Genomic DNA, 24,389 nt, shown 5'->3' with positions numbered 1-24,389 from the left:
CCCACGGCTATCAACTGACCGACGTGGCGGAAGAAGCGGATGTGCTGCTGCTGAACACCTGCTCAATCCGCGAGAAGGCTCAGGAAAAAGTCTTCCATCAGTTGGGTCGCTGGAAACTGTTAAAAGAGAAGAATCCAGACCTGATTATCGGCGTCGGTGGCTGCGTGGCATCGCAAGAAGGCGAGCACATTCGCCAGCGCGCCCACTATGTCGATATAATTTTTGGGCCGCAAACGCTGCACCGTCTGCCGGAGATGATCAACTCTGTGCGCGGCGACCGCAGCCCGGTTGTAGATATCAGCTTCCCGGAAATTGAGAAGTTTGACCGTCTGCCGGAACCGCGCGCCGAAGGGCCGACCGCATTTGTCTCCATCATGGAAGGCTGCAATAAATATTGCACCTACTGCGTGGTGCCTTACACCCGTGGTGAAGAGGTAAGCCGTCCATCCGACGATATTCTGTTTGAGATTGCCCAGCTTGCGGCTCAGGGCGTGCGTGAAGTCAACCTGCTCGGTCAGAACGTGAACGCCTGGCGTGGTGAAAACTACGACGGCACCACTGGATCGTTTGCCGATCTGCTGCGTCTGGTTGCAGCGATCGACGGGATCGATCGTATTCGCTTTACCACCAGCCATCCGATCGAATTTACCGACGATATTATCGAAGTGTATCGCGATACACCGGAGCTAGTGAGTTTCCTGCACCTGCCGGTACAGAGCGGTTCCGATCGCATTCTGAACCTGATGGGTCGTACCCATACGGCGCTGGAGTACAAAGCGATCATCCGTAAACTGCGTGCGGCGCGTCCCGATATTCAGATCAGTTCTGACTTCATCGTTGGCTTCCCTGGCGAAACCACCGAAGACTTCGAGAAAACAATGAAGCTGATTGCCGACGTCAATTTCGACATGAGCTACAGTTTTATCTTCTCTGCACGTCCGGGTACACCAGCCGCCGATATGGTTGATGATGTTCCGGAAGAAGAGAAGAAGCAGCGTCTGTATATTCTGCAAGAACGTATCAATCAGCAAGCGATGGCATGGAGCCGCCGGATGCTCGGCACCACCCAGCGTATTTTGGTAGAAGGGACTTCACGTAAGAGCATCATGGAGCTTTCTGGACGTACAGAAAATAACCGCGTGGTTAACTTCGAAGGCACGCCGGATATGATCGGTAAATTCGTCGATGTAGAAATTACCGACGTCTACCCGAACTCCCTGCGCGGTAAAGTGGTACGTACCGAAGAGGAAATGGGTCTGCGTGTGGCAGAAACCCCGGAATCGGTGATTGCCCGTACTCGCAAAGAAAACGACCTTGGCGTGGGTTATTATCAGCCGTAATTCTCAGGCTCGCTGTTCCGGCAAGTTATGAGATTGACGACAAACGCAAATTGCCTGATGCGCTACGCTTATCAGGCCTACATGATTCCTGCAATATATTGAATTCGCATGAATTTGTAGGTCGAATAAGGCGTTTACGCCGCATCTGGCATGAACAATACGCACTCCGTCAATTATCACTGACCCGCCGTTCCGGTGGGTCTTGTTTTTTCTCTCTTTATCCCCATCTTTATCGCAATGCTTGCGCCTTTTTCCTGTGGCGTGAATAATTTCCTTATAGGCCGGTGAATGTTCAGCTTCCGGCGGCATACAGATAAGAGGAACGGTTTGAACATAGACACTCGCGAAATCACCCTGGAGCCAGCAGACAACGCGCGTCTGTTGAGCCTGTGCGGCCCGTTTGATGACAACATCAAGCAGCTCGAACGCCGTCTCGGCATCGAGATCAATCGCCGCGATAACCACTTTAAACTGACCGGCCGTCCGATTTGCGTCACCGCTGCGGCAGACATTCTGCGTAGCCTGTATGTCGATACTGCCCCGATGCGCGGTCAGATTCAGGATATCGAACCGGAACAGATCCACCTTGCGATTAAAGAAGCGCGGGTACTGGAGCAAAGCGCGGAGAGCGTGCCGGAGTACGGCAAAGCGGTCAATATCAAAACCAAACGCGGCGTAATTAAGCCGCGCACGCCAAACCAGGCGCAGTACATCGCCAATATTCTCGACCATGACATTACCTTCGGCGTTGGCCCGGCGGGTACGGGTAAAACCTACCTGGCAGTGGCTGCGGCAGTTGATGCCCTGGAGCGTCAGGAAATTCGCCGTATTCTGCTGACTCGTCCGGCGGTAGAAGCCGGTGAGAAACTGGGCTTCCTGCCTGGCGATTTAAGCCAGAAAGTAGATCCGTATCTGCGCCCGCTGTACGACGCGCTGTTTGAAATGCTGGGCTTTGAGAAAGTCGAGAAACTGATTGAGCGCAACGTTATTGAAGTCGCGCCGCTGGCCTATATGCGTGGCCGTACGCTGAACGACGCGTTTATCATTCTTGATGAAAGCCAGAACACCACCATCGAACAGATGAAGATGTTCCTGACCCGTATCGGTTTTAACTCAAAAGCGGTTATCACCGGCGACGTCACACAGATCGACCTGCCGCGTAATACTAAATCAGGTTTGCGTCATGCCATCGAAGTGCTGGCCGATGTCGAAGAGATCAGCTTTAACTTCTTCCACAGCGAAGACGTGGTTCGTCACCCGGTGGTGGCGCGTATCGTTAACGCTTATGAAGCCTGGGAAGAAGCCGAACAAAAACGTAAAGCGGCGCTGGCAGCAGAACGCAAGCGCGAAGAACAGGAACAAAAATGAGTCAGGTAATCCTCGATTTACAACTGGCATGTGAAGATAATTCCGGGCTACCGGAAGAGAGCCAGTTTCAAACATGGCTGAATGCGGTGATCCCGCAGTTTCAGGAAGAATCGGAAGTGACTATTCGCCTGGTCGATACCGCCGAAAGCCACAGTCTGAATCTGACCTATCGCGGTAAGGATAAGCCGACCAACGTGCTCTCCTTCCCGTTTGAAGTGCCGCCTGGCATGGAGATGTCGCTGCTGGGCGATCTGGTTATCTGCCGTCAGGTGGTTGAGAAGGAAGCACAGGAGCAAGGCAAACCACTGGAGGCGCACTGGGCGCATATGGTGGTGCACGGCAGTCTGCATTTGTTAGGTTACGATCATATCGAAGATGACGAAGCAGAAGAGATGGAAGCCCTCGAAACAGAGATTATGCTTGCTCTGGGCTATGAGGATCCGTACATTGCCGAGAAAGAGTAATTTGCCAGGCATTTGACTGGCAGACGTCCCCGCCGTTGGTGATTAACGACGGCGTTTTGATTAACTAACATGAGAACCCATACGACGCCATGAGCGACGACAATTCACACAGTAGTGACACGATAAGCAACAAGAAGGGATTTTTCTCCCTGTTACTCAGCCAACTTTTCCACGGTGAACCGAAAAACCGTGACGAACTGCTGGCGCTGATCCGTGATTCCGGGCAGAACGACCTTATCGATGAAGATACGCGCGATATGCTCGAAGGAGTGATGGACATCGCAGACCAACGCGTCCGCGACATCATGATCCCCCGCTCCCAGATGATTACCCTGAAACGCAACCAGACGCTGGACGAATGCCTTGATGTCATCATCGAGTCTGCCCACTCACGTTTCCCGGTGATTAGCGAAGACAAAGATCACATTGAAGGGATTCTGATGGCGAAAGACTTGCTGCCGTTTATGCGCAGCGATGCCGAAGCCTTCAGCATGGACAAAGTGTTACGTCAGGCGGTTGTCGTTCCTGAAAGTAAGCGCGTAGACCGGATGCTGAAAGAGTTTCGCTCTCAGCGTTACCACATGGCGATCGTCATTGACGAATTCGGTGGTGTTTCCGGTCTGGTGACCATTGAAGACATCCTGGAACTGATTGTTGGTGAGATTGAAGACGAGTATGACGAAGAAGATGATATCGACTTCCGTCAGCTGAGTCGTCATACCTGGACCGTGCGCGCACTGGCTTCCATTGAAGACTTCAACGAAGCGTTCGGCACTCACTTTAGCGATGAAGAGGTCGACACTATCGGTGGTCTGGTGATGCAGGCGTTTGGGCATCTTCCGGCACGTGGTGAAACCATCGACATCGACGGTTACCAGTTCAAAGTGGCGATGGCTGACAGTCGGCGTATTATTCAGGTTCATGTCAAAATCCCGGATGACTCACCCCAGCCGAAGCTGGATGAATAAAACCGAAACTGGATAGATAACTACATGGCTTTTGCCTCATTAATTGAACGCCAGCGCATTCGCCTGCTGCTGGCGTTATTATTCGGTGCCTGCGGAACGCTGGCCTTCTCTCCTTACGACGTCTGGCCTACGGCGATTATTTCGCTGATGGGGCTTCAGGCGCTGACCTTTAACCGCCGTCCACTCCAGTCTGCCGCTATTGGCTTTTGCTGGGGATTTGGTCTCTTTGGCAGCGGTATTAACTGGGTCTATGTCAGCATCGCGACCTTTGGCGGGATGCCTGGCCCGGTTAACATCTTCCTGGTGGTGCTGCTGGCGGCGTATTTGTCGCTGTATACCGGACTGTTTGCTGGCGTGCTGTCGCGTCTGTGGCCAAAAACCACCTGGTTGCGCGTGGCGATTGCCGCCCCTGCTCTCTGGCAAGTGACCGAGTTTCTGCGCGGTTGGGTGCTGACTGGTTTCCCGTGGTTACAGTTCGGCTATAGCCAGATTGATGGCCCGTTAAAAGGGCTGGCACCGATAATGGGCGTGGAAGCCATTAACTTCCTGCTAATGATGGTTAGCGGCCTGCTGGCACTGGCGTTGGTCAAACGCAACTGGCGTCCGATGGTGGTGGCCGTCGTGCTGTTCGCCCTTCCCTTCCCGCTGCGTTACATCCAGTGGTTTACCCCGCAACCGGAGAAAACCATTCAGGTTTCGATGGTTCAGGGCGATATTCCGCAATCGCTGAAGTGGGATGAAAGCCAGCTTCTTAATACGCTGAAGATTTACTACAACGCAACGGCACCGCTGATGGGCAAATCATCGTTGATTATCTGGCCGGAGTCGGCGATAACCGATCTGGAAATTAATCAGCAACCGTTCCTCAAAGCACTGGACGGTGAGTTGCGCGATAAAGGTAGCTCGCTGGTAACCGGGATTGTTGACGCGCGTCTCAATAAACAGAACCGCTACGATACCTACAACACCATCATCACGCTGGGTAAAGGTGCACCGTACAGCTACGAATCAGCCGATCGCTATAACAAAAACCATCTGGTGCCATTTGGCGAGTTTGTCCCGCTGGAGTCGATTCTGCGTCCGTTAGCGCCGTTCTTTGATCTGCCGATGTCCTCATTCAGCCGTGGACCATATATCCAGCCGCCGCTGTCGGTGAATGGTATTGAGCTTACTGCGGCTATTTGCTACGAGATCATTCTCGGCGAGCAAGTGCGTGATAACTTCCGCCCGGATACCGACTATCTGCTGACTATCTCCAACGATGCGTGGTTCGGCAAGTCTATTGGCCCGTGGCAGCACTTCCAGATGGCGCGAATGCGTGCGCTGGAGCTGGCGCGCCCGCTGCTGCGCAGCACCAACAACGGCATTACAGCGGTGATTGGCCCGCAGGGTGAGATTCAGGCGATGATCCCGCAGTTCACCCGCGAGGTGTTAACCACTCACGTGACGCCGACCACCGGACTCACACCTTACGCACGTACCGGCAACTGGCCGCTGTGGGTGCTGACGGCACTGTTTGGTTTTGCCGCTGTGTTGATGAGCCTGCGTCAGCGACGTAAATAACCCCTTCTTATCGTGCCGGAATACATCCCGTATTTCGGCACGCTCGCCGGATGCGGCATCAGTGCGTTATCCGGATAACAAAATTCCCCTATCCAACTTTGGCACATCTATTGCTTTGTTATACAAGGCAAACCCTGAACCGGCATTAGCGCAACCCGGTTGCACCACAGCAATACAGCAATAGCACCAAAAAGGTGCATTTTAAGAATTTTGCTTCGGAATGGTGCGGTACATCTCGCAAAAACAAACAATAAAACAGCAATATCTTTACATTTAGCCAAACTAAATGTTACCTAACAAGCACAACACTGCACAATAAAGTTGCAGATGATAACAACACAAACACTCACAACGGGTATCCATGCGTTCTTAACGCAGGAGATAAAGGAGTTGGATATGCAATTACGTAAACCTGCCACAGCAATCCTGGCCCTGGCGCTTTCTGCTGGACTGGCACAGGCAGAAGACGCTGCCCCGGCAGCGGGCAGTACGCTGGACAAAATCGCCAAAAACGGCGTGATTGTCGTCGGTCACCGTGAATCTTCAGTACCTTTCTCTTATTACGACAATCAGCAAAAAGTGGTGGGTTACTCGCAGGATTACTCCAACGCCATTGTTGAAGCAGTGAAAAAGAAACTCAACAAACCGGACTTGCAGGTGAAACTGATTCCGATCACCTCACAAAACCGTATTCCGCTGCTGCAAAACGGCACTTTCGATTTTGAATGTGGTTCTACCACCAACAACCTCGAACGCCAGAAACAGGCGGCTTTCTCTGACACCATTTTCGTGGTCGGTACGCGCCTGCTGACCAAAAAAGGTGGCGATGTTAAAGATTTTGCCGATCTGAAAGATAAAGCCGTAGTCGTCACTTCCGGCACCACCTCTGAAGTTTTGCTCAACAAACTGAATGAAGAGCAAAAAATGAATATGCGCATTATCAGCGCCAAAGATCACGGTGACTCTTTCCGCACCCTGGAAAGCGGTCGTGCCGTTGCCTTTATGATGGATGACGCCTTGCTGGCCGGTGAACGTGCGAAAGCGAAGAAACCAGACAACTGGGATATCGTCGGCAAACCGCAGTCTCAGGAAGCTTACGGTTGCATGTTGCGTAAAGATGATCCGCAGTTCAAAAAGCTGATGGATGACACCATCGCTCAGGTGCAGACCTCCGGTGAAGCGGAAAAATGGTTTGATAAGTGGTTCAAAAATCCAATTCCGCCAAAAAACCTGAACATGAATTTCGAACTGTCAGACGAAATGAAAGCACTGTTCAAAGAACCGAATGACAAGGCACTGAACTAATTACAAGAACCAGGGGCGGAAATTCCAGCCCTCTCGATTGTTACGTAGCACGGACAGACTATACGCCTGATGGTCGTTCCCCATCGGGCCTGAAAACCGCAATACGCTGGGTAACAATCTTCGAGGGTAGCAGTTAACGCTGCTACCCTCTTTTTTCTGGAGTAGATTTATGTCTATAGACTGGAACTGGGGTATTTTTTTACAACAAGCCCCGTTCGGCAACACCACCTATCTCGGCTGGATCTGGAGCGGCTTTCAGGTGACGATCGCTCTGTCGATCTGCGCCTGGATTATCGCTTTCCTCGTCGGCTCGTTATTCGGCATTTTGCGTACCGTTCCTAACCGTTTTCTCTCCGGTCTGGGTACGTTGTATGTCGAACTGTTCCGCAACGTGCCACTAATTGTGCAGTTCTTTACCTGGTATCTGGTGATCCCGGAGCTACTGCCGGAGAAGATCGGCATGTGGTTTAAGGCCGAGCTGGATCCCAATATTCAGTTTTTCCTTTCATCCATGCTCTGTCTGGGGCTGTTTACCGCCGCTCGTGTTTGCGAACAGGTGCGCGCCGCGATCCAGTCGCTGCCACGTGGGCAAAAAAATGCCGCGCTGGCGATGGGGTTGACGCTACCACAGGCTTATCGCTACGTGCTGTTGCCTAACGCTTATCGCGTTATCGTCCCGCCGATGACGTCCGAGATGATGAACCTGGTGAAAAACTCCGCCATCGCCTCGACCATCGGGCTGGTGGATATGGCGGCGCAGGCCGGTAAATTGCTCGATTACTCCGCCCACGCCTGGGAATCGTTTACCGCCATTACGCTGGCGTATGTATTGATTAACGCGGTTATCATGCTGGTGATGACGCTGGTTGAACGTAAAGTTCGCCTGCCCGGCAACATGGGAGGCAAGTAATGTACGAGTTTGACTGGAGTTCCATAGTTCCTTCCCTGCCGTATCTGCTGGACGGGCTGGTGATCACCCTGAAAATTACCATCACGGCAGTCGTGATTGGTATTTTATGGGGCACCATGCTGGCGGTGATGCGCCTGTCCAGCTTTGCGCCCGTGGCGTGGTTTGCCAAAGCCTACGTTAACGTGTTCCGTTCAATCCCATTAGTAATGGTTCTGCTATGGTTTTACCTGATCGTGCCGGGTTTTCTGCAAAACGTGCTGGGATTATCACCAAAAACAGATATCCGCTTAATTTCTGCCATGGTGGCGTTTTCGATGTTTGAAGCGGCCTACTATTCCGAGATTATCCGCGCCGGTATTCAAAGTATCTCCCGTGGGCAGTCGAGCGCCGCGCTGGCACTCGGCATGACCCACTGGCAGTCGATGAAACTGATTATTCTGCCGCAGGCATTCCGTGCAATGGTGCCGCTACTGCTCACTCAGGGCATCGTACTGTTTCAGGATACCTCGCTGGTGTATGTGTTATCTCTGGCCGATTTCTTCCGTACCGCCTCAACCATTGGTGAACGTGATGGTACGCAGGTTGAGATGATCCTGTTTGCCGGATTTGTTTATTTCGTTATTAGCCTTAGCGCATCGTTGTTGGTCAGCTACTTGAAAAGAAGGACAGCATAATGATTTCCCTGAAAAATGTTTCAAAATGGTATGGTCACTTTCAGGTGCTGACCGACTGCTCAACCGAAGTGAAAAAAGGCGAAGTGGTGGTGGTTTGTGGCCCGTCCGGCTCCGGTAAATCAACGCTGATAAAAACCGTCAACGGCCTCGAACCGGTGCAGCAAGGCGAAATCACCGTGGATGGCATCGTGGTTAATGACAAGAAAACCGATCTGGCAAAGCTGCGATCCCGCGTCGGCATGGTGTTCCAGCATTTTGAACTGTTCCCCCATCTGTCGATTATCGAAAACCTGACGCTGGCTCAGGTGAAAGTGCTTAAACGCGATAAAGCACCAGCTCGTGAAAAAGCACTCAAGCTGCTGGAGCGCGTGGGACTTTCCGCACATGCCAATAAATTTCCGGCACAGCTTTCCGGTGGTCAGCAGCAGCGTGTGGCGATCGCTCGCGCGCTGTGTATGGATCCTATTGCGATGCTGTTCGACGAACCGACATCGGCGCTGGATCCGGAGATGATCAACGAAGTGCTGGACGTAATGGTGGAACTGGCGAACGAAGGAATGACCATGATGGTGGTGACCCATGAAATGGGCTTTGCCCGCAAAGTGGCGAATCGGGTGATCTTTATGGACGAGGGAAAGATTGTCGAAGACTCGCCGAAAGACGCTTTCTTCGATGATCCGAAATCGGATCGCGCAAAAGACTTCCTCGCGAAAATCCTGCATTAATCACTCTGGCGCGCATAGCCAAGTGCGCGCCATCTCACGCTTTATCGTTTCGCCCCTCGTATCTGTTACATCCTGGCGTTACCCTTGTCGCAAAGAAGCACACAACAAGGAGCAACAATGGCACTGCCAATTCTGTTAGATTGCGACCCAGGTCATGATGACGCTATCGCAATAGTTCTCGCCCTCGCCTCACCTGAGCTTGATGTTAAAGCGATTACTTCTTCCGCCGGAAACCAGACACCAGAAAAAACCTTACGCAATGTTATGCGTATGCTGACCTTGCTTAATCGCACCGATATTCCGGTAGCAGGCGGCGCGGTAAAACCGTTAATGCGTGAGTTGATTATCGCGGACAATGTGCACGGCGAAAGCGGTCTGGATGGCCCGGCATTACCGGAACCGACGTTCGTACCGCAAAACTGTACGGCGGTGGAGCTGATGGCGAAAACGCTGCGCGAAAGTGCTGAACCCGTCACCATTGTCTCTACCGGACCGCAAACTAACGTCGCCTTGCTGCTCAATAGCCATCCGGAACTACATAGTAAAATCGCCCGTATCGTGATTATGGGCGGTGCAATGGGACTCGGTAACTGGACGCCGGCGGCAGAATTTAATATTTACGTTGACCCGGAAGCGGCAGAAATTGTCTTCCAGTCAGGAATTCCGGTGGTAATGGCAGGTCTGGACGTCACTCACAAAGCGCAAATTCACGTTGAGGACACCGAGCGTTTCCGTGCGATTGGCAACCCTGTTTCAACTATTGTTGCCGAACTGCTGGATTTCTTCCTCGAATATCATAAAGACGAAAAATGGGGCTTTGTTGGCGCACCGCTGCATGACCCATGCACCATCGCCTGGCTACTGAAACCTGAATTGTTCACCACCGTTGAACGCTGGGTCGGCGTGGAAACACAGGGGAAATATACCCAGGGTATGACGGTGGTTGATTATTATTATCTGACTGGCAATAAACCGAATGCCACTGTAATGGTCGATGTTGATCGTCAGGGCTTTGTTGATTTACTGGCTGAACGGCTTAAATTTTACGCTTAATAACTCGCCGGATGGCATCACGTCATCCGGCACTACCATTACGGCTCGAACGGGCGTCTCTGGAACTGGTCATGACCACATTTCGGGCATAGCGTTAGGACTTCCGGCGTGTAGATCGGGAGATGGAAGTGACATTTCTCGCAGACCAGATTCCCCAGCCCTACCACTTCTCCGCTGTGATAAACCCCGTGATGGTTGAGATCCTGGAAAACTTCGCGCCATTCAAGCTGCGTTTTATCGGTGATGTCCGCCAGTTCCTGCCAGAGGCTTTCTTTAATCACCCGCATAAAAACACTGTCAGACTCTTCTTTCAGGCTCTCTTCATAGCTCATGGCGAACTCTTCCAGGTCACGCCTGACAGCTCGCGTCAACTCATCGACCTCGGTTCGCGTTAACTCCCCTGTTTTTATTACGCGCTCACGCGCCTGTTCCACCAGTGCGTCGATATCACGTTCGCCATTGCGCAGGCGTTCGCTCAATGACGCGACCAGTTCACGGTAATATTGAGCAACCTTGTTCATCGTTTCATCTCCCGGGTCGTTAACTGACTATAATAATAGACGTTCTTTGTTCCTTGCTTTGCTAATACGCCCACAAACTCTGTAAATTAATGTATGAATAATCCGGGCATCATTTCAACGTCGAGTGCGCGAAAGGCTGTTTTGACGCGGACGTTTGGGCTATGCTATGCGGATCTGAAAAACCACCTCAACGCTACATTTGTAGCCGTATTGAAAACAGGACCACTGGCTGCCATGCAAGAGCAATACCGCCCGGAAGAGATAGAATCCAAAGTACAGCTTCACTGGGATGAGAAGCGCACATTTGAAGTAACCGAAGACGAGAGCAAAGAGAAGTATTACTGCCTGTCTATGCTTCCCTATCCTTCTGGTCGACTACACATGGGCCACGTACGTAACTACACCATCGGTGACGTGATCGCCCGCTACCAGCGTATGCTGGGCAAAAACGTCCTGCAGCCGATCGGCTGGGACGCGTTTGGTCTGCCTGCGGAAGGCGCAGCAGTGAAAAACAACACCGCGCCAGCACCGTGGACGTATGACAACATCGCGTATATGAAAAACCAGCTCAAAATGCTGGGCTTTGGTTATGACTGGAGCCGCGAGCTGGCAACCTGTACGCCGGAATACTACCGTTGGGAACAGAAATTCTTCACCGAGCTGTATAAAAAAGGCCTGGTATATAAGAAGACTTCTGCGGTCAACTGGTGTCCGAACGACCAGACCGTACTGGCGAACGAACAGGTTATCGACGGCTGCTGCTGGCGCTGCGATACCAAAGTTGAACGTAAAGAGATCCCGCAGTGGTTTATCAAAATCACCGCTTACGCTGACGAACTGCTCAACGATCTGGATAAACTGGATCACTGGCCAGACACCGTTAAAACCATGCAGCGTAACTGGATCGGTCGTTCCGAAGGCGTGGAAATCACCTTCAACGTTAACGACTATGACAACACGCTGACCGTTTACACTACCCGCCCGGACACCTTTATGGGTTGTACTTATCTGGCGGTAGCGGCGGGTCATCCGCTGGCACAGAAAGCGGCAGAAAATAATCCTGAACTGGCGTCCTTTATCGACGAATGCCGTAACACCAAAGTTGCCGAAGCTGAAATGGCGACAATGGAGAAAAAAGGTGTCGATACCGGCTTTAAAGCGGTTCACCCATTAACGGGCGAAGAAATTCCGGTTTGGGCAGCAAACTTCGTATTGATGGAGTACGGCACTGGCGCAGTCATGGCGGTTCCGGGTCACGACCAGCGCGACTACGAGTTTGCCTCTAAATACGGCCTGAACATCAAACCGGTGATCCTGGCTGCTGACGGCTCTGAGCCAGATCTTTCTCAGCAAGCCCTGACTGAAAAAGGCGTGCTGTTCAACTCTGGTGAGTTCAACGGTCTTGACCATGAAGCGGCCTTTAACGCCATTGCCGACAAATTGACGGCAATGGGCGTTGGCGAGCGTAAAGTAAACTATCGCCTGCGCGACTGGGGTGTTTCCCGTCAGCGTTACTGGGGCGCACCGATTCCGATGGTGACGCTGGAGGACGGCACTGTGATGCCTACTCCGGACGACCAGTTGCCGGTGATCCTGCCGGAAGATGTGGTAATGGATGGTATTACCAGCCCGATCAAAGCAGATCCTGAGTGGGCGAAAACCACCGTTAACGGTATGCCGGCACTGCGTGAAACCGATACTTTCGACACCTTTATGGAGTCCTCCTGGTACTATGCGCGCTACACTTGCCCGGAGTACAAAGAGGGTATGCTGGATTCCAAAGCAGCTAACTACTGGCTGCCGGTAGATATCTACATTGGTGGTATCGAACACGCCATCATGCACCTGCTCTACTTCCGCTTCTTCCACAAACTGATGCGTGATGCAGGCATGGTGAACTCTGACGAGCCAGCGAAACAGCTGCTGTGTCAGGGGATGGTGCTGGCAGATGCCTTCTACTATGTAGGCGAAAACGGCGAACGTAACTGGGTTTCCCCGGTTGATGCTATCGTTGAGCGCGACGAGAAAGGCCGTATCGTGAAAGCGAAAGACGCGGCAGGCCATGAACTGGTGTATACCGGCATGAGCAAAATGTCCAAGTCGAAGAACAACGGTATCGACCCGCAGGTGATGGTTGAACGTTACGGCGCGGACACCGTTCGTCTGTTTATGATGTTCGCTTCTCCGGCGGATATGACTCTCGAATGGCAGGAGTCCGGCGTTGAAGGGGCTAACCGCTTCCTGAAACGTGTCTGGAAACTGGTTTACGAGCACACTGCGAAAGGTGATGTTGCGGCGCTGAACGTTGACGCACTGACTGAAGATCAGAAAGCTCTGCGTCGTGATGTTCATAAAACTATCGCTAAAGTGACCGATGATATCGGTCGTCGTCAGACCTTTAACACTGCAATTGCGGCGATTATGGAGCTGATGAATAAACTGGCAAAAGCACCGACCGATGGCGAGCAGGATCGCGCTCTGATGCAGGAAGCACTGCTGGCCGTTGTCCGTATGCTTAACCCGTTCACCCCGCACATCTGCTTCACGCTGTGGCAGGAACTGAAAGGTGAAGGTGATATCGACAACGCGCCGTGGCCGGTTGCAGACGAGAAAGCGATGGTGGAAGATTCCACTCTGGTGGTGGTGCAGGTTAACGGTAAAGTCCGTGCCAAAATCACCGTTCCGGTAGATGCAACGGAAGAGCAGGTTCGCGAACGTGCTGGCCAGGAACATCTGGTAGCAAAATATCTTGATGGCGTTACCGTGCGTAAAGTGATTTACGTACCGGGTAAACTCCTCAATCTGGTCGTTGGCTAAGCGCGGGAGGAAGCGTGCGATATCTGGCAACATTGTTGTTATCTCTGGCGGTGTTAATCACCGCCGGGTGTGGCTGGCATCTGCGTGATACCACGCAGGTTCCTTCCACTATGAAGGTCATGATCCTGGACTCTGGCGACCCGAACGGGCCGTTAAGCCGTGCGGTGCGTAATCAGTTGCGTCTGAACGGTGTTGAGTTGCTTGATAAAGAAACCACGCGTAAGGATGTTCCATCCCTGCGTTTGGGTAAAGTGAGCATCGCGAAAGATACCGCCTCGGTATTCCGTAACGGTCAAACAGCAGAGTATCAGATGATCATGACGGTTAATGCGACCGTGTTGATCCCTGGCCGTGACATCTACCCGATTAGCGCCAAAGTCTTCCGTTCGTTCTTCGATAACCCGCAAATGGCGTTAGCGAAAGATAATGAGCAAAGCATGATCATTCAAGAGATGTACGACCGTGCTGCCGAACAGCTGATACGTAAGCTGCCAAGCATCCGCGCTGCGGATATCCGTTCCGACGAAGATACGTCGAAAACAACGGATACTGCAGCAACGCCTGCACGCGTCTCTACTACGCTGGGTAACTGATGATTCGGTTGTGCCCGGAACAACTCCGCGCGCAGCTCAATGAAGGGCTGCGCGCGGCGTATCTTTTGCTTGGTAACGATCCTCTGTTGTTGCAGGAAAGCCAGGACGCTGTTCGTCAGGTAGCTGCAGCACAAGGATTTGCAGAACACCACACTTTTTCCATTGATCCCAACACCGACTGGAATGCGATATTTTCGCTATGCCAGGCCATGAGCCTGTTCGCCAGTCGACAAACGCTATTGCTGCTGTTACCAGAAAACGGATCAAATGCGGCGATCAATGACCAACTTCTGACACTGACCGGACTGCTGCATGACGATTTGCTGCTGATCGTGCGCGGCAATAAATTAAGCAAAGCGCAGGAAAATGCTGCCTGGTTTACTGCTCTTGCTAATCGAAGCGTGCAGGTAACCTGTCAGACACCGGAGCAGGCTCAGCTTCCTCGCTGGGTTGCTGCGCGTGCAAAACAGCTCAACTTAGAACTGGATGACGCTGCAAATCAGATGCTCTGCTATTGTTATGAAGGTAACCTGCTGGCGCTGGCACAGGCGCTGGAGCGTTTATCGCTTCTCTGGCCGGACGGCAAACTGACATTACCGCGCGTTGAGCAGGCAGTGAATGATGCCGCGCATTTCACCCCTTTTCATTGGGTCGATGCTTTGTTGATGGGCAAAAGCAAGCGCGCATTGCACATTCTTCAGCAACTGCGTCTGGAAGGCAGCGAGCCGGTTATTTTGTTGCGCACATTACAACGTGAACTGTTGTTACTGGTTAATTTGAAACGTCAGTCTGCCCATATGCCGTTACGCGCGTTGTTTGATAAGCATCGCGTTTGGCAGAACCGGCGGGGCATGATGGGCGAGGCATTAAATCGCTTAAGCCAGCCGCAGTTACGTCAGGCCGTGCAACTTCTCACACGAACGGAACTCACCCTCAAACAAGATTACGGCCAGTCGGTTTGGGCAGATCTGGAGGGATTATCTCTTCTGTTGTGCCATAAACCACTGGCAGACGTATTTATCGATGGTTGATATGAAATCTTTACAGGCTCTGTTTGGCGGCACCTTCGATCCGGTGCACTATGGTCATCTTAAACCCGTGGAAACGCTGGCGAATCTGATTGGTCTGACGCAAGTGACTATCATCCCTAACAATGTTCCTCCGCATCGTCCACAGCCGGAAGCAAACAGCGCGCAGCGAAAACACATGCTTGAACTGGCTATTGCCGACAAACCACTGTTTACCCTTGATGAACGTGAGTTAAAGCGCAATGCCCCCTCTTACACTGCGCAAACACTCAAAGAGTGGCGACAGGAACAAGGTGACGATGTGCCACTGGCGTTTATTATTGGTCAGGATTCACTGCTGACTTTTCCCACCTGGTACGAATACGAAACAATTCTCGACAATGCGCATTTAATTGTCTGTCGGCGTCCCGGTTACCCGCTTGAAATGGCGCAACCACAATACCAGCAGTGGCTGGAAGATCATTTGACGCATAATCCAGAAGATCTGCACCTTCAGTCTGCCGGTAAAATTTACCTCGCTGAAACGCCGTGGTTTAACATCTCGGCGACCATCATCCGCGAACGCTTGCAAAACGGCGAATCATGTGAAGATTTGTTACCGGAATCGGTATTGACCTACATTAACCAACAAGGCTTGTATCGCTGATACCTGTCATCACGGAGGGAATGATGCGACTGTGGTTAATTCGTCACGGCGAAACGCAGGCAAATGTCGATGGATTGTACAGCGGTCATGCGCCGACGCCACTGACTGCACGCGGTATCGAGCAAGCTCAAAGCCTGAATACCCTGTTGCGTGATGTTCCCTTCGATATGGTTTTATGTAGTGAGCTGGAACGCGCGCAGCATACCGCGCGGCTGGTTCTCAGTGACCGCCAGCTCCCTGTACAAACCGTCCCTGAGCTTAATGAAATGTTTTTTGGTGACTGGGAGATGCGGCATCATCGCGATTTGATGCAAGAAGATGCCGAAAACTATAGCGCATGGTGCAATGACTGGCAGTATGCCGTCCCAACTAACGGCGAAGGTTTTCAGGCGTTTTCGCAACGGGTAGAAAGGTTTATTGCCGGATTTGTTGAATATCAGCACCACAAAAATATATTAGTCATCAGCCATCAGGGCGTGTTGAGTCTGTTAATTGCACGCTTACTTGGTATGCCAGCCGGGGCGATGTGGCATTTTCGTGTAGACCAGGGCTGCTGGAGCGCCATTGAAATCAATGACGCATTCGCAACTCTACGTGTCCTCAATAGCCGTGCTATATGGCACAGGGATGCATGACTTTTCTGTTTTTTTGCATGTAAGGTGCAGCGCCCATTGACAGCCCCGGACAGGCTGATATTCTCCGCAGCCGGACTTTTTCCGCTAAACACGACTTTGTAGAAATTGTTTTACAAAAATGGCGATGCAATCTGCGGCGCAGGGTGGGATGATAGCCCACTTTCGAAAGCCGATTCGGCGACAATTGTCCCGAAATCGCCTCTGGTTCAGGTATACTGGCAGACCGTTTTTTATCTTTTTAATTCACCCAGGGGGAAAACTTGCAGGGTAAAGCACTCCAGGATTTTGTTATCGACAAAATTGATGACCTCAAAGGTCAGGACATCATCGCCTTAGACGTTCAGGGCAAATCCAGCATCACCGACTGCATGATCATCTGTACGGGTACGTCCAGCCGTCATGTTATGTCCATTGCTGACCACGTTGTGCAGGAGTCTCGTGCTGCTGGTCTATTGCCGCTCGGCGTAGAAGGTGAAAACAGCGCCGACTGGATTGTCGTTGATTTGGGCGAAGTTATTGTCCATGTCATGCAGGAAGAGAGCCGTCGCCTGTATGAACTGGAAAAACTCTGGAGTTAATGTGTGAAGCTGCAACTTGTGGCCGTGGGAACGAAAATGCCGGACTGGGTACAAACCGGTTTTACCGAGTACCTGCGTCGTTTTCCGAAAGATATGCCTTTTGAGCTGATTGAAATTCCGGCCGGGAAACGCGGCAAGAACGCGGACATCAAGCGCATACTCGACAAAGAGGGTGAGCAGATGCTGGCAGCCGCAGGCAAAAACCGCATTGTCACCCTCGACATTCCAGGCAAGCCCTGGGACACACCGCAGTTAGCCGCTGAACTGGAACGATGGAAGCTTGATGGCCGCGACGTCAGCCTGCTTATTGGCGGGCCTGAAGGGTTATCACCTGCCTGTAAAGCAGCGGCAGAACAAAGCTGGTCGCTTTCCGCGCTGACCCTCCCCCATCCGCTGGTTCGCGTACTGGTCGCAGAGAGTCTGTACCGGGCGTGGAGCATTACCACCAACCATCCTTATCACCGTGAGTGATAAGAAAGCTTTGAGTAGAAAACGCAGCGGATGAAACTACAGAACTCTTTTCGCGACTATACGGCAGAGTCCGCACTGTTTGTGCGCCGGGCACTGGTCGCCTTTTTGGGAATTTTGCTGCTGACCGGCGTGCTTATCGCCAACCTGTATAATCTGCAAATTGTTCGTTTTACCGATTATCAGACCCGTTCTAATGAAAACCGCATCAAACTGGTGCCTATCGCCCCCAGTCGCGGCATTATCTACGATCGTAACGGCATCCCTCTGGCACTCAACCGCACTATCTATCAGGTAGAGATGATGCCGGAGAAAGTCGATAACGTGCAGCAAACGCTGGACGCTTTGCGCAGCGTGGTCGATCTGACCGATGATGATATCGCTGCATTCAGAAAAGAGCGCGCACGTTCACACCGTTTCACCTCGATTCCAGTGAAAACTAACCTGACCGAAGTACAAGTAGCTCGCTTTGCCGTCAATCAGTACCGTTTTCCGGGTGTCGAAGTTAAAGGCTATAAACGCCGTTACTATCCTTACGGTTCGGCGCTGACCCACGTCATCGGCTATGTGTCGAAAATCAACGATAAAGATGTCGAACGCCTGAATAATGACGGCAAACTAGCCAATTATGCGGCAACGCATGATATCGGTAAGCTAGGCATTGAGCGTTACTATGAAGATGTGTTGCACGGTCAGACCGGTTATGAAGAGGTTGAAGTTAACAACCGTGGTCGCGTCATCCGCCAGTTAAAAGAAGTACCGCCACAAGCCGGGCACGATATTTACCTGACGATAGATCTCAAACTCCAGCAGTATATTGAAACACTACTGGCAGGCAGCCGCGCGGCTGTGGTAGTCACCGATCCGCGCACAGGTGGTGTGCTGGCGCTGGTTTCCACGCCAAGCTATGACCCAAACTTGTTTGTTGACGGTATATCCAGCAAAGATTATTCCGCATTGCTGAACGACCCGAACACACCGCTGGTGAACCGAGCCACACAGGGGGTTTATCCACCGGCGTCTACGGTTAAACCTTATGTAGCAGTTTCAGCATTAAGTGCTGGGGTGATCACGCGCAATACTACGCTGTTTGACCCAGGCTGGTGGCAGCTGCCTGGTTCGGAAAAACGTTACCGTGACTGGAAAAAATGGGGTCATGGACGCCTGAATGTCACAAGATCGCTGGAAGAATCTGCGGATACCTTCTTCTATCAAGTGGCCTACGATATGGGGATCGATCGTCTTTCCGAATGGATGGGTAAATTCGGTTATGGCCATTACACCGGTATCGACCTGGCAGAAGAACGTTCCGGCAACATGCCTACCCGCGAATGGAAACAGAAACGCTTTAAAAAACCGTGGTATCAGGGTGACACCATTCCGGTCGGTATCGGTCAGGGTTACTGGACAGCGACCCCAATCCAGATGAGTAAAGCACTGATGATCCTGATTAATGACGGTGTCGTGAAAGTTCCGCATTTGCTGATGAGCACCGCCGAAGACGGCAAACAGGTGCCATGGGTACAACCGCATGAACCGCCAGTTGGCGATATTCATTCCGGTTACTGGGAGCTGGCGAAAGACGGTATGTACGGGGTTGCTAACCGCCCTAACGGTACGGCGCATAAATACTTTGCCAGCGCACCGTACAAAATTGCGGCGAAATCTGGTACGGCTCAGGTATTCGGTCTGAAAGCGAACGAAACCTATAATGCGCACAAAATTGCTGAGCGTCTGCGTGACCACAAATTAATGACCGCCTTTGCGCCGTATAACAATCCGCAAGTGGCTGTCGCCATGATTCTGGAGAACGGCGGCGCGGGTCCGGCGGTCGGTACGCTGATGCGCCAGATCCTCGACCACATTATGCTGGGCGATAACAACACCGATCTGCCTGCGGAAAACCCAGCGGTTACCGCAGCGGAGGACCATTAATCATGACGGATAATCCGAATAAAAAAACATTCTGGGATAAAGTCCATCTTGATCCCACGATGCTGCTGATTTTACTGGCATTGCTGGTCTACAGTGCTCTGGTAATCTGGAGTGCCAGCGGCCAGGATATCGGCATGATGGAGCGTAAAATCGGTCAGATCGCAATGGGTCTGGTCATTATGGTGGTAATGGCGCAAATCCCTCCGCGCGTTTATGAGGGCTGGGCGCCCTATCTCTATATCATCTGTATTATTTTGCTGGTAGCAGTAGATGCCTTTGGCGCCATCTCCAAAGGTGCTCAACGCTGGCTGGATCTCGGTATCGTTCGTTTCCAGCCGTCGGAAATTGCCAAAATAGCTGTGCCGCTGATGGTGGCACGCTTTATCAACCGCGACGTTTGTCCTCCGTCGTTAAAAAATACCGCCATCGCCCTGGTGCTGATATTTATGCCCACGCTGCTGGTCGCAGCGCAGCCTGACCTGGGGACGTCAATTCTCGTTGCGCTTTCCGGTCTGTTCGTACTGTTCCTCTCTGGCCTTAGCTGGCGCCTGATCGGCGTTGCAGTGGTGCTGGTAGCAGCGTTCATTCCGATTCTGTGGTTCTTCCTGATGCATGATTACCAGCGCCAGCGCGTAATGATGCTCCTCGACCCAGAATCAGACCCTCTTGGAGCGGGCTATCACATTATTCAGTCTAAAATAGCTATTGGCTCCGGCGGATTACGCGGCAAAGGCTGGCTGCACGGCACTCAGTCACAGCTTGAATTTCTGCCCGAGCGCCATACCGACTTTATCTTCGCAGTACTGGCGGAAGAGCTGGGATTAGTGGGCATTTTGATTCTGCTCGCCCTTTATATTCTGCTGATCATGCGCGGGCTGTGGATAGCCGCCAGAGCGCAAACCACTTTTGGTCGCGTCATGGCTGGCGGCTTAATGCTGATATTATTCGTTTATGTCTTCGTAAATATTGGTATGGTAAGCGGTATTCTGCCGGTTGTAGGGGTTCCGCTCCCACTGGTCAGTTATGGAGGATCGGCGCTAATTGTGCTGATGGCTGGGTTTGGGATTGTAATGTCAATCCACACCCACAGGAAAATGTTGTCGAAAAGCGTGTAAGAGGTGCGCAATGCGTAAGCAGTGGCTCGTGATCTGCATCGCGGCAGGAATGCTCGCGGCATGTACAAGCGATGATGGTCAGCAACAGACGGTAAGTGTACCGCAGCCTGCGGTATGTAACGGCCCAATAGTTGAGATTGGCGGGGCAGAACCGCGTTTCGAACCACTGAACGCGACAGCGAATCAGGATTACCAGCGCGATGGCAAAAGCTACAAAATCGTGCAGGATCCCTCACGCTTTAGTCAGGCTGGCCTGGCGGCTATTTATGATGCCGAACCGGGCAGCAATCTGACGGCCTCAGGTGAAGCGTTCGATCCGATGCAGCTAACAGCGGCACATCCGACGCTGCCGATCCCCAGCTACGCGCGAATCACGAACCTGGCTAATGGTCGGATGATTGTGGTGCGCATTAACGATCGTGGTCCCTACGGCAACGATCGCGTAATTTCACTTTCCCGCGCGGCAGCCGACCGTCTTAACACCTCGAACAACACCAAAGTTCGTATCGATCCGATTATCGTCGCCCAGGATGGTTCTCTTTCTGGTCCAGGCATGGCTTGTACCACTGTCGCCAAACAGACTTATGCCCTGCCAGCGCCCCCCGACTTAAGCGGCGGAGCGGGAACAAATTCAGTATCTGGCCCGCAGGGTGATATTCTTCCGGTCAGCAATTCGACGCTGAAAAGTGAAGATCCGACCGGCGCGCCTGTCACCAGCAGCGGTTTCCTCGGCGCACCAACCACCTTAGCGCCTGGTGTACTGGAAGGCAGTGAACCGACGCCGACACCACAGCCAGTGGTCACAGCACCGGCTTCAACGCCTGCAACAACACCTGCAATGGTGACACCGCAAGCTGCTTCGCAAAATGCCAGCGGTAACTTTATGGTGCAAGTCGGTGCTGTTAGCGATCAGGCTCGCGCTCAACAGTATCAACAGCAGTTAGGACAGAAGTTCGGCGTCCCCGGTCGAGTGACCCAAAACGGCGCAGTCTGGCGGATCCAGCTTGGCCCATTTGCCAGCAAAGCCGAAGCCAGTACCTTGCAGCAACGTTTACAAACCGAAGCCCAATTACAGTCATTTATTACCACCGCGCAATAGCGTAAAGCAGGCAACTGAAGTGTCAATTTCTGTAAATGACGTTAACAAAGTCACGCGGAAAGTCAGATGCCTGTCGGTAGTGCATTTGCTATAGTAGGGCACTTTTTTTAATTCCATCACGGATGTCGTAGTTCAGACCATGAATACCATTTCTTCCGCTCGTATCATGAAGCGCCTGGCGCTCACCACGGCTCTTTGCACAGCCTTTATCTCTGCTGCACATGCCGATGACCTGAATATCAAAACTATGATCCCGGGTGTACCGCAGATCGACGCGGAGTCCTACATCCTGATCGACTATAACTCCGGCAAAGTGCTCGCCGAACAGAACGCAGATGTCCGCCGCGATCCTGCCAGCCTGACCAAAATGATGACCAGCTACGTTATCGGCCAGGCAATGAAAGCCGGTAAATTTAAAGAAACTGATTTAGTGACCATCGGCAACGACGCCTGGGCTACCGGTAACCCGGTGTTTAAAGGTTCTTCGCTGATGTTCCTCAAACCGGGTATGCAGGTTCCAGTTTCGCAGCTTATCCGTGGTATTAACCTGCAATCCGGTAACGATGCTTGTGTTGCTATGGCAGACTTTGCCGCCGGTAGTCAGGATGCTTTTGTTGGCCTGATGAACAGCTACGTTAACGCGCTGGGTCTGAAAAATACCCATTTCCAGACCGTACACGGTCTCGACGCTGACGGTCAGTACAGCTCTGCACGAGATATGGCGCTGATCGGTCAGGCGCTGATTCGTGACGTGCCAAATGAATACTCTATCTATAAAGAGAAAGAGTTCACCTTTAACGGTATTCGTCAGCTCAACCGTAACGGCCTGCTGTGGGATAACAGCCTGAATGTTGACGGTATCAAAACCGGTCATACTGACAAGGCAGGTTACAACCTTGTTGCTTCTGCGACAGAAGGTCAGATGCGTCTGATCTCCGCAGTCATGGGCGGACGCACTTTCAAAGGCCGTGAAGCCGAAAGTAAAAAACTGCTGACCTGGGGCTTCCGTTTCTTCGAAACCGTTAACCCGCTGAAAGTAGGCAAAGAGTTCGCCTCTGAACCGGTTTGGTTTGGTGATTCTGATCGCGCTTCGTTAGGTGTTGATAAAGACGTTTACCTGACCATCCCACGTGGCCGCATGAAAGACCTGAAAGCCAGCTACGTGCTGAACAGCAGTGAGCTTCATGCGCCGCTGCAAAAGAATCAGGTCGTTGGTACTATTAACTTCCAGCTTGACGGTAAAACCATTGAGCAACGTCCGCTGGTGGTGTTGCAGGAAATCCCGGAAGGCAACTTCTTCGGCAAAATCATTGATTACATTAAATTAATGTTCCATCACTGGTTTGGTTAAAAATTGAACACTTGAAAGTGTGATTTCCGCCCCCATATACTAAGCATCAGTAAAAACTCCCGCCTTCTGGCGGGAGTTGCTATTTAATTACGTTACGCCGGAGCTGACATGAAAACCAAACTTAACGAACTGCTTGAATTCCCTACTCCTTTTACTTACAAAGTTATGGGGCAGGCGTTACCTGAGCTGGTTGATCAGGTGGTTGAAGTGGTACAGCGCCATGCGCCAGGTGACTACACCCCAACGGTAAAACCAAGCAGCAAAGGCAACTACCACTCGGTATCTATCACTATCAACGCCACTCATATCGAGCAGGTTGAAACACTGTATGAAGAACTGGGCAAAATCGATATTGTCCGCATGGTTCTGTAACTCGCTTTACCATTACCCGGCCTCCTGGTCGGGTAACTCCCCTCCCTCCTCTGTGATATACTTTTTCTCCACTTTTACTCATTCTCCACGGAGATGCCGTTTTGTATCAGGATAAAATTCTTGTCCGCCAGCTCGGTCTTCAGCCTTACGAGCCAATCTCCCAGGCTATGCATGAATTCACCGATACCCGCGATGAAAGTACCCTTGATGAGATCTGGCTGGTCGAGCACTATCCGGTATTCACGCAGGGACAAGCAGGAAAAGCGGAGCATATTTTAATGCCGGGTGATATTCCGGTGATCCAGAGCGACCGTGGCGGTCAGGTGACTTATCACGGCCCAGGTCAGCAGGTAATGTACGTTTTGTTTAATCTTAAACGCCGCAAACTGGGTGTGCGTGAGCTGGTGACCTTACTCGAACAAACGGTTGTAAATACCCTGGCTGAACTGGATATTGATGCACATCCTCGTGCAGATGCTCCGGGTGTCTATGTCGGGGAAAAGAAAATTTGCTCGCTCGGCTTACGTATTCGTCGCGGTTGTTCATTCCACGGCCTGGCATTAAACGTCAATATGGATCTTTCGCCATTTTTACGCATTAACCCTTGTGGGTATGCGGGAATGGAAATGGCTAAAATATCGCAATGGAGACCTGATGCAACAACCGACAATGTTGCGCCACGCTTGCTGAGAAATATTTTAGCCCTGCTAAATAATCCTGCCGTAGAATATATATCTGCTTAACGACGCTCATAAATGACCCAACTTGTACTGGGTCATTACTCATGCCCACATTTATGTCCTCTTTAACCGTTGCAGGCCTCTGGAGAAATGTATCGTTCCGGCGAACTCATATTGACGC

Annotated in this window: 24 protein-coding genes; 23 read left to right on the top strand and 1 reads right to left on the bottom strand. The window is 51.9% G+C overall.

Annotated elements, in window-relative coordinates:
- The 10 genes from miaB to rihA all read left to right on the top strand — a co-directional run.
- Positions 1-1,340: tRNA (N6-isopentenyl adenosine(37)-C2)-methylthiotransferase MiaB (gene miaB / locus EQY_RS0106695; protein WP_000496502.1), on the top strand; the 1,340-nt coding region annotated here is incomplete at its 5' end.
- A 327-nt stretch (positions 1,341-1,667) separates the two neighbouring features.
- Complete coding sequence (locus EQY_RS0106685) at positions 1,668-2,708, top strand: PhoH family protein (RefSeq protein ID WP_001018040.1); 1,041 nt, start codon at positions 1,668-1,670, stop codon at positions 2,706-2,708.
- A complete protein-coding gene (gene ybeY, locus EQY_RS0106680) occupies positions 2,705-3,172 on the top strand; it encodes an rRNA maturation RNase YbeY (RefSeq protein ID WP_000084457.1) in 468 nt (155 codons plus the stop codon). Before EQY_RS0106685 ends, ybeY begins: the two co-directional genes overlap by 4 nt.
- An 89-nt stretch (positions 3,173-3,261) precedes the next feature.
- Entirely contained in the window at positions 3,262-4,140 is an 879-nt protein-coding gene (gene corC, locus EQY_RS0106675; RefSeq protein ID WP_001278605.1) for a CNNM family magnesium/cobalt transport protein CorC, read from the top strand.
- 24 nt (positions 4,141-4,164) lie between these two features.
- Complete coding sequence (gene lnt / locus EQY_RS0106670; RefSeq protein WP_000853090.1) at positions 4,165-5,703, top strand: apolipoprotein N-acyltransferase; 1,539 nt, start codon at positions 4,165-4,167, stop codon at positions 5,701-5,703.
- A 396-nt stretch (positions 5,704-6,099) separates the two neighbouring features.
- A complete protein-coding gene (gene gltI, locus EQY_RS0106665; protein WP_010346547.1) occupies positions 6,100-7,008 on the top strand; it encodes a glutamate/aspartate ABC transporter substrate-binding protein GltI in 909 nt (302 codons plus the stop codon).
- A 169-nt stretch (positions 7,009-7,177) separates the two neighbouring features.
- On the top strand, positions 7,178-7,918 hold the full coding sequence (gene gltJ / locus EQY_RS0106660) for a glutamate/aspartate ABC transporter permease GltJ (protein WP_000020950.1): 741 nt from the start codon (positions 7,178-7,180) through the stop codon (positions 7,916-7,918).
- Positions 7,918-8,592 (top strand): glutamate/aspartate ABC transporter permease GltK, encoded by a 675-nt coding sequence (gene gltK / locus EQY_RS0106655; protein ID WP_000272809.1) that lies wholly within the window; start codon positions 7,918-7,920, stop codon positions 8,590-8,592. Before gltJ ends, gltK begins: the two co-directional genes overlap by 1 nt.
- Positions 8,592-9,317, top strand: coding sequence for a glutamate/aspartate ABC transporter ATP-binding protein GltL (gltL, locus tag EQY_RS0106650; protein WP_000624497.1), 726 nt, complete (start codon positions 8,592-8,594; stop codon positions 9,315-9,317). Before gltK ends, gltL begins: the two co-directional genes overlap by 1 nt.
- A 117-nt stretch (positions 9,318-9,434) precedes the next feature.
- Positions 9,435-10,370: a pyrimidine-specific ribonucleoside hydrolase RihA gene (gene rihA / locus EQY_RS0106645; RefSeq protein WP_001207540.1), complete on the top strand. Its 936-nt coding sequence runs from the start codon at positions 9,435-9,437 to the stop codon at positions 10,368-10,370.
- Between the two features lie 38 nt (positions 10,371-10,408).
- Here rihA and EQY_RS0106640 read toward each other — a convergent pair whose 3' ends face one another.
- Positions 10,409-10,891, bottom strand: coding sequence for a zinc ribbon-containing protein (locus tag EQY_RS0106640; protein ID WP_001044880.1), 483 nt, complete (start codon positions 10,889-10,891; stop codon positions 10,409-10,411).
- Positions 10,892-11,125: 234 nt separating this feature from the next.
- Between EQY_RS0106640 and leuS the strand changes: the two genes are divergently transcribed.
- The 13 genes from leuS (at position 11,126) to lipB (ending at position 24,271) form a co-directional block, all read left to right on the top strand.
- Complete coding sequence (leuS, locus tag EQY_RS0106635; RefSeq protein WP_010346551.1) at positions 11,126-13,708, top strand: leucine--tRNA ligase; 2,583 nt, start codon at positions 11,126-11,128, stop codon at positions 13,706-13,708.
- Between the two features lie 14 nt (positions 13,709-13,722).
- The gene (gene lptE / locus EQY_RS0106630; RefSeq protein ID WP_001269676.1) at positions 13,723-14,301 is read left to right on the top strand and encodes an LPS assembly lipoprotein LptE; all 579 of its coding nucleotides are present in this window, start codon (positions 13,723-13,725) and stop codon (positions 14,299-14,301) included.
- Complete coding sequence (holA, locus tag EQY_RS0106625) at positions 14,301-15,332, top strand: DNA polymerase III subunit delta (RefSeq protein WP_000620144.1); 1,032 nt, start codon at positions 14,301-14,303, stop codon at positions 15,330-15,332. The genes lptE and holA overlap by 1 nt, the downstream gene beginning before the upstream one ends.
- Before the next feature lies 1 nt (position 15,333).
- Complete coding sequence (gene nadD, locus EQY_RS0106620) at positions 15,334-15,975, top strand: nicotinate-nucleotide adenylyltransferase (RefSeq protein WP_024165169.1); 642 nt, start codon at positions 15,334-15,336, stop codon at positions 15,973-15,975.
- Between the two features lie 23 nt (positions 15,976-15,998).
- Entirely contained in the window at positions 15,999-16,610 is a 612-nt protein-coding gene (locus tag EQY_RS0106615) for an adenosylcobalamin/alpha-ribazole phosphatase (protein ID WP_010346554.1), read from the top strand.
- A gap of 260 nt (positions 16,611-16,870) precedes the next feature.
- Positions 16,871-17,188 carry a ribosome silencing factor gene (gene rsfS, locus EQY_RS0106610; protein ID WP_001161665.1) on the top strand — a complete coding sequence of 106 codons (318 nt, stop codon included), beginning with the start codon at positions 16,871-16,873 and terminating at the stop codon, positions 17,186-17,188.
- Positions 17,189-17,191: 3 nt separating this feature from the next.
- Positions 17,192-17,659: a 23S rRNA (pseudouridine(1915)-N(3))-methyltransferase RlmH gene (rlmH, locus tag EQY_RS0106605; protein ID WP_000776104.1), complete on the top strand. Its 468-nt coding sequence runs from the start codon at positions 17,192-17,194 to the stop codon at positions 17,657-17,659.
- A gap of 30 nt (positions 17,660-17,689) precedes the next feature.
- On the top strand, positions 17,690-19,591 hold the full coding sequence (gene mrdA, locus EQY_RS0106600) for a peptidoglycan DD-transpeptidase MrdA (RefSeq protein WP_000776207.1): 1,902 nt from the start codon (positions 17,690-17,692) through the stop codon (positions 19,589-19,591).
- A gap of 2 nt (positions 19,592-19,593) precedes the next feature.
- Positions 19,594-20,706: a peptidoglycan glycosyltransferase MrdB gene (mrdB, locus tag EQY_RS0106595; RefSeq protein WP_000131717.1), complete on the top strand. Its 1,113-nt coding sequence runs from the start codon at positions 19,594-19,596 to the stop codon at positions 20,704-20,706.
- A 10-nt stretch (positions 20,707-20,716) separates the two neighbouring features.
- A complete protein-coding gene (gene rlpA / locus EQY_RS0106590) occupies positions 20,717-21,805 on the top strand; it encodes an endolytic peptidoglycan transglycosylase RlpA (RefSeq protein ID WP_001231443.1) in 1,089 nt (362 codons plus the stop codon).
- A gap of 139 nt (positions 21,806-21,944) precedes the next feature.
- Complete coding sequence (gene dacA / locus EQY_RS0106585; protein WP_001092444.1) at positions 21,945-23,156, top strand: D-alanyl-D-alanine carboxypeptidase DacA; 1,212 nt, start codon at positions 21,945-21,947, stop codon at positions 23,154-23,156.
- A gap of 108 nt (positions 23,157-23,264) precedes the next feature.
- Complete coding sequence (ybeD, locus tag EQY_RS0106580) at positions 23,265-23,528, top strand: DUF493 family protein YbeD (protein ID WP_000850550.1); 264 nt, start codon at positions 23,265-23,267, stop codon at positions 23,526-23,528.
- A 101-nt stretch (positions 23,529-23,629) separates the two neighbouring features.
- Positions 23,630-24,271, top strand: coding sequence for a lipoyl(octanoyl) transferase LipB (gene lipB, locus EQY_RS0106575; RefSeq protein ID WP_000284039.1), 642 nt, complete (start codon positions 23,630-23,632; stop codon positions 24,269-24,271).
- Positions 24,272-24,389: the final 118 nt, after the last annotated feature.

Origin of the sequence: Escherichia sp. TW14182, assembly GCF_000208525.1 — a bacterium.
Classification (GTDB): Bacteria; Pseudomonadota; Gammaproteobacteria; order Enterobacterales; family Enterobacteriaceae; genus Escherichia; species Escherichia ruysiae.
This window is presented reverse-complemented; position numbering and strand designations above follow the sequence as displayed.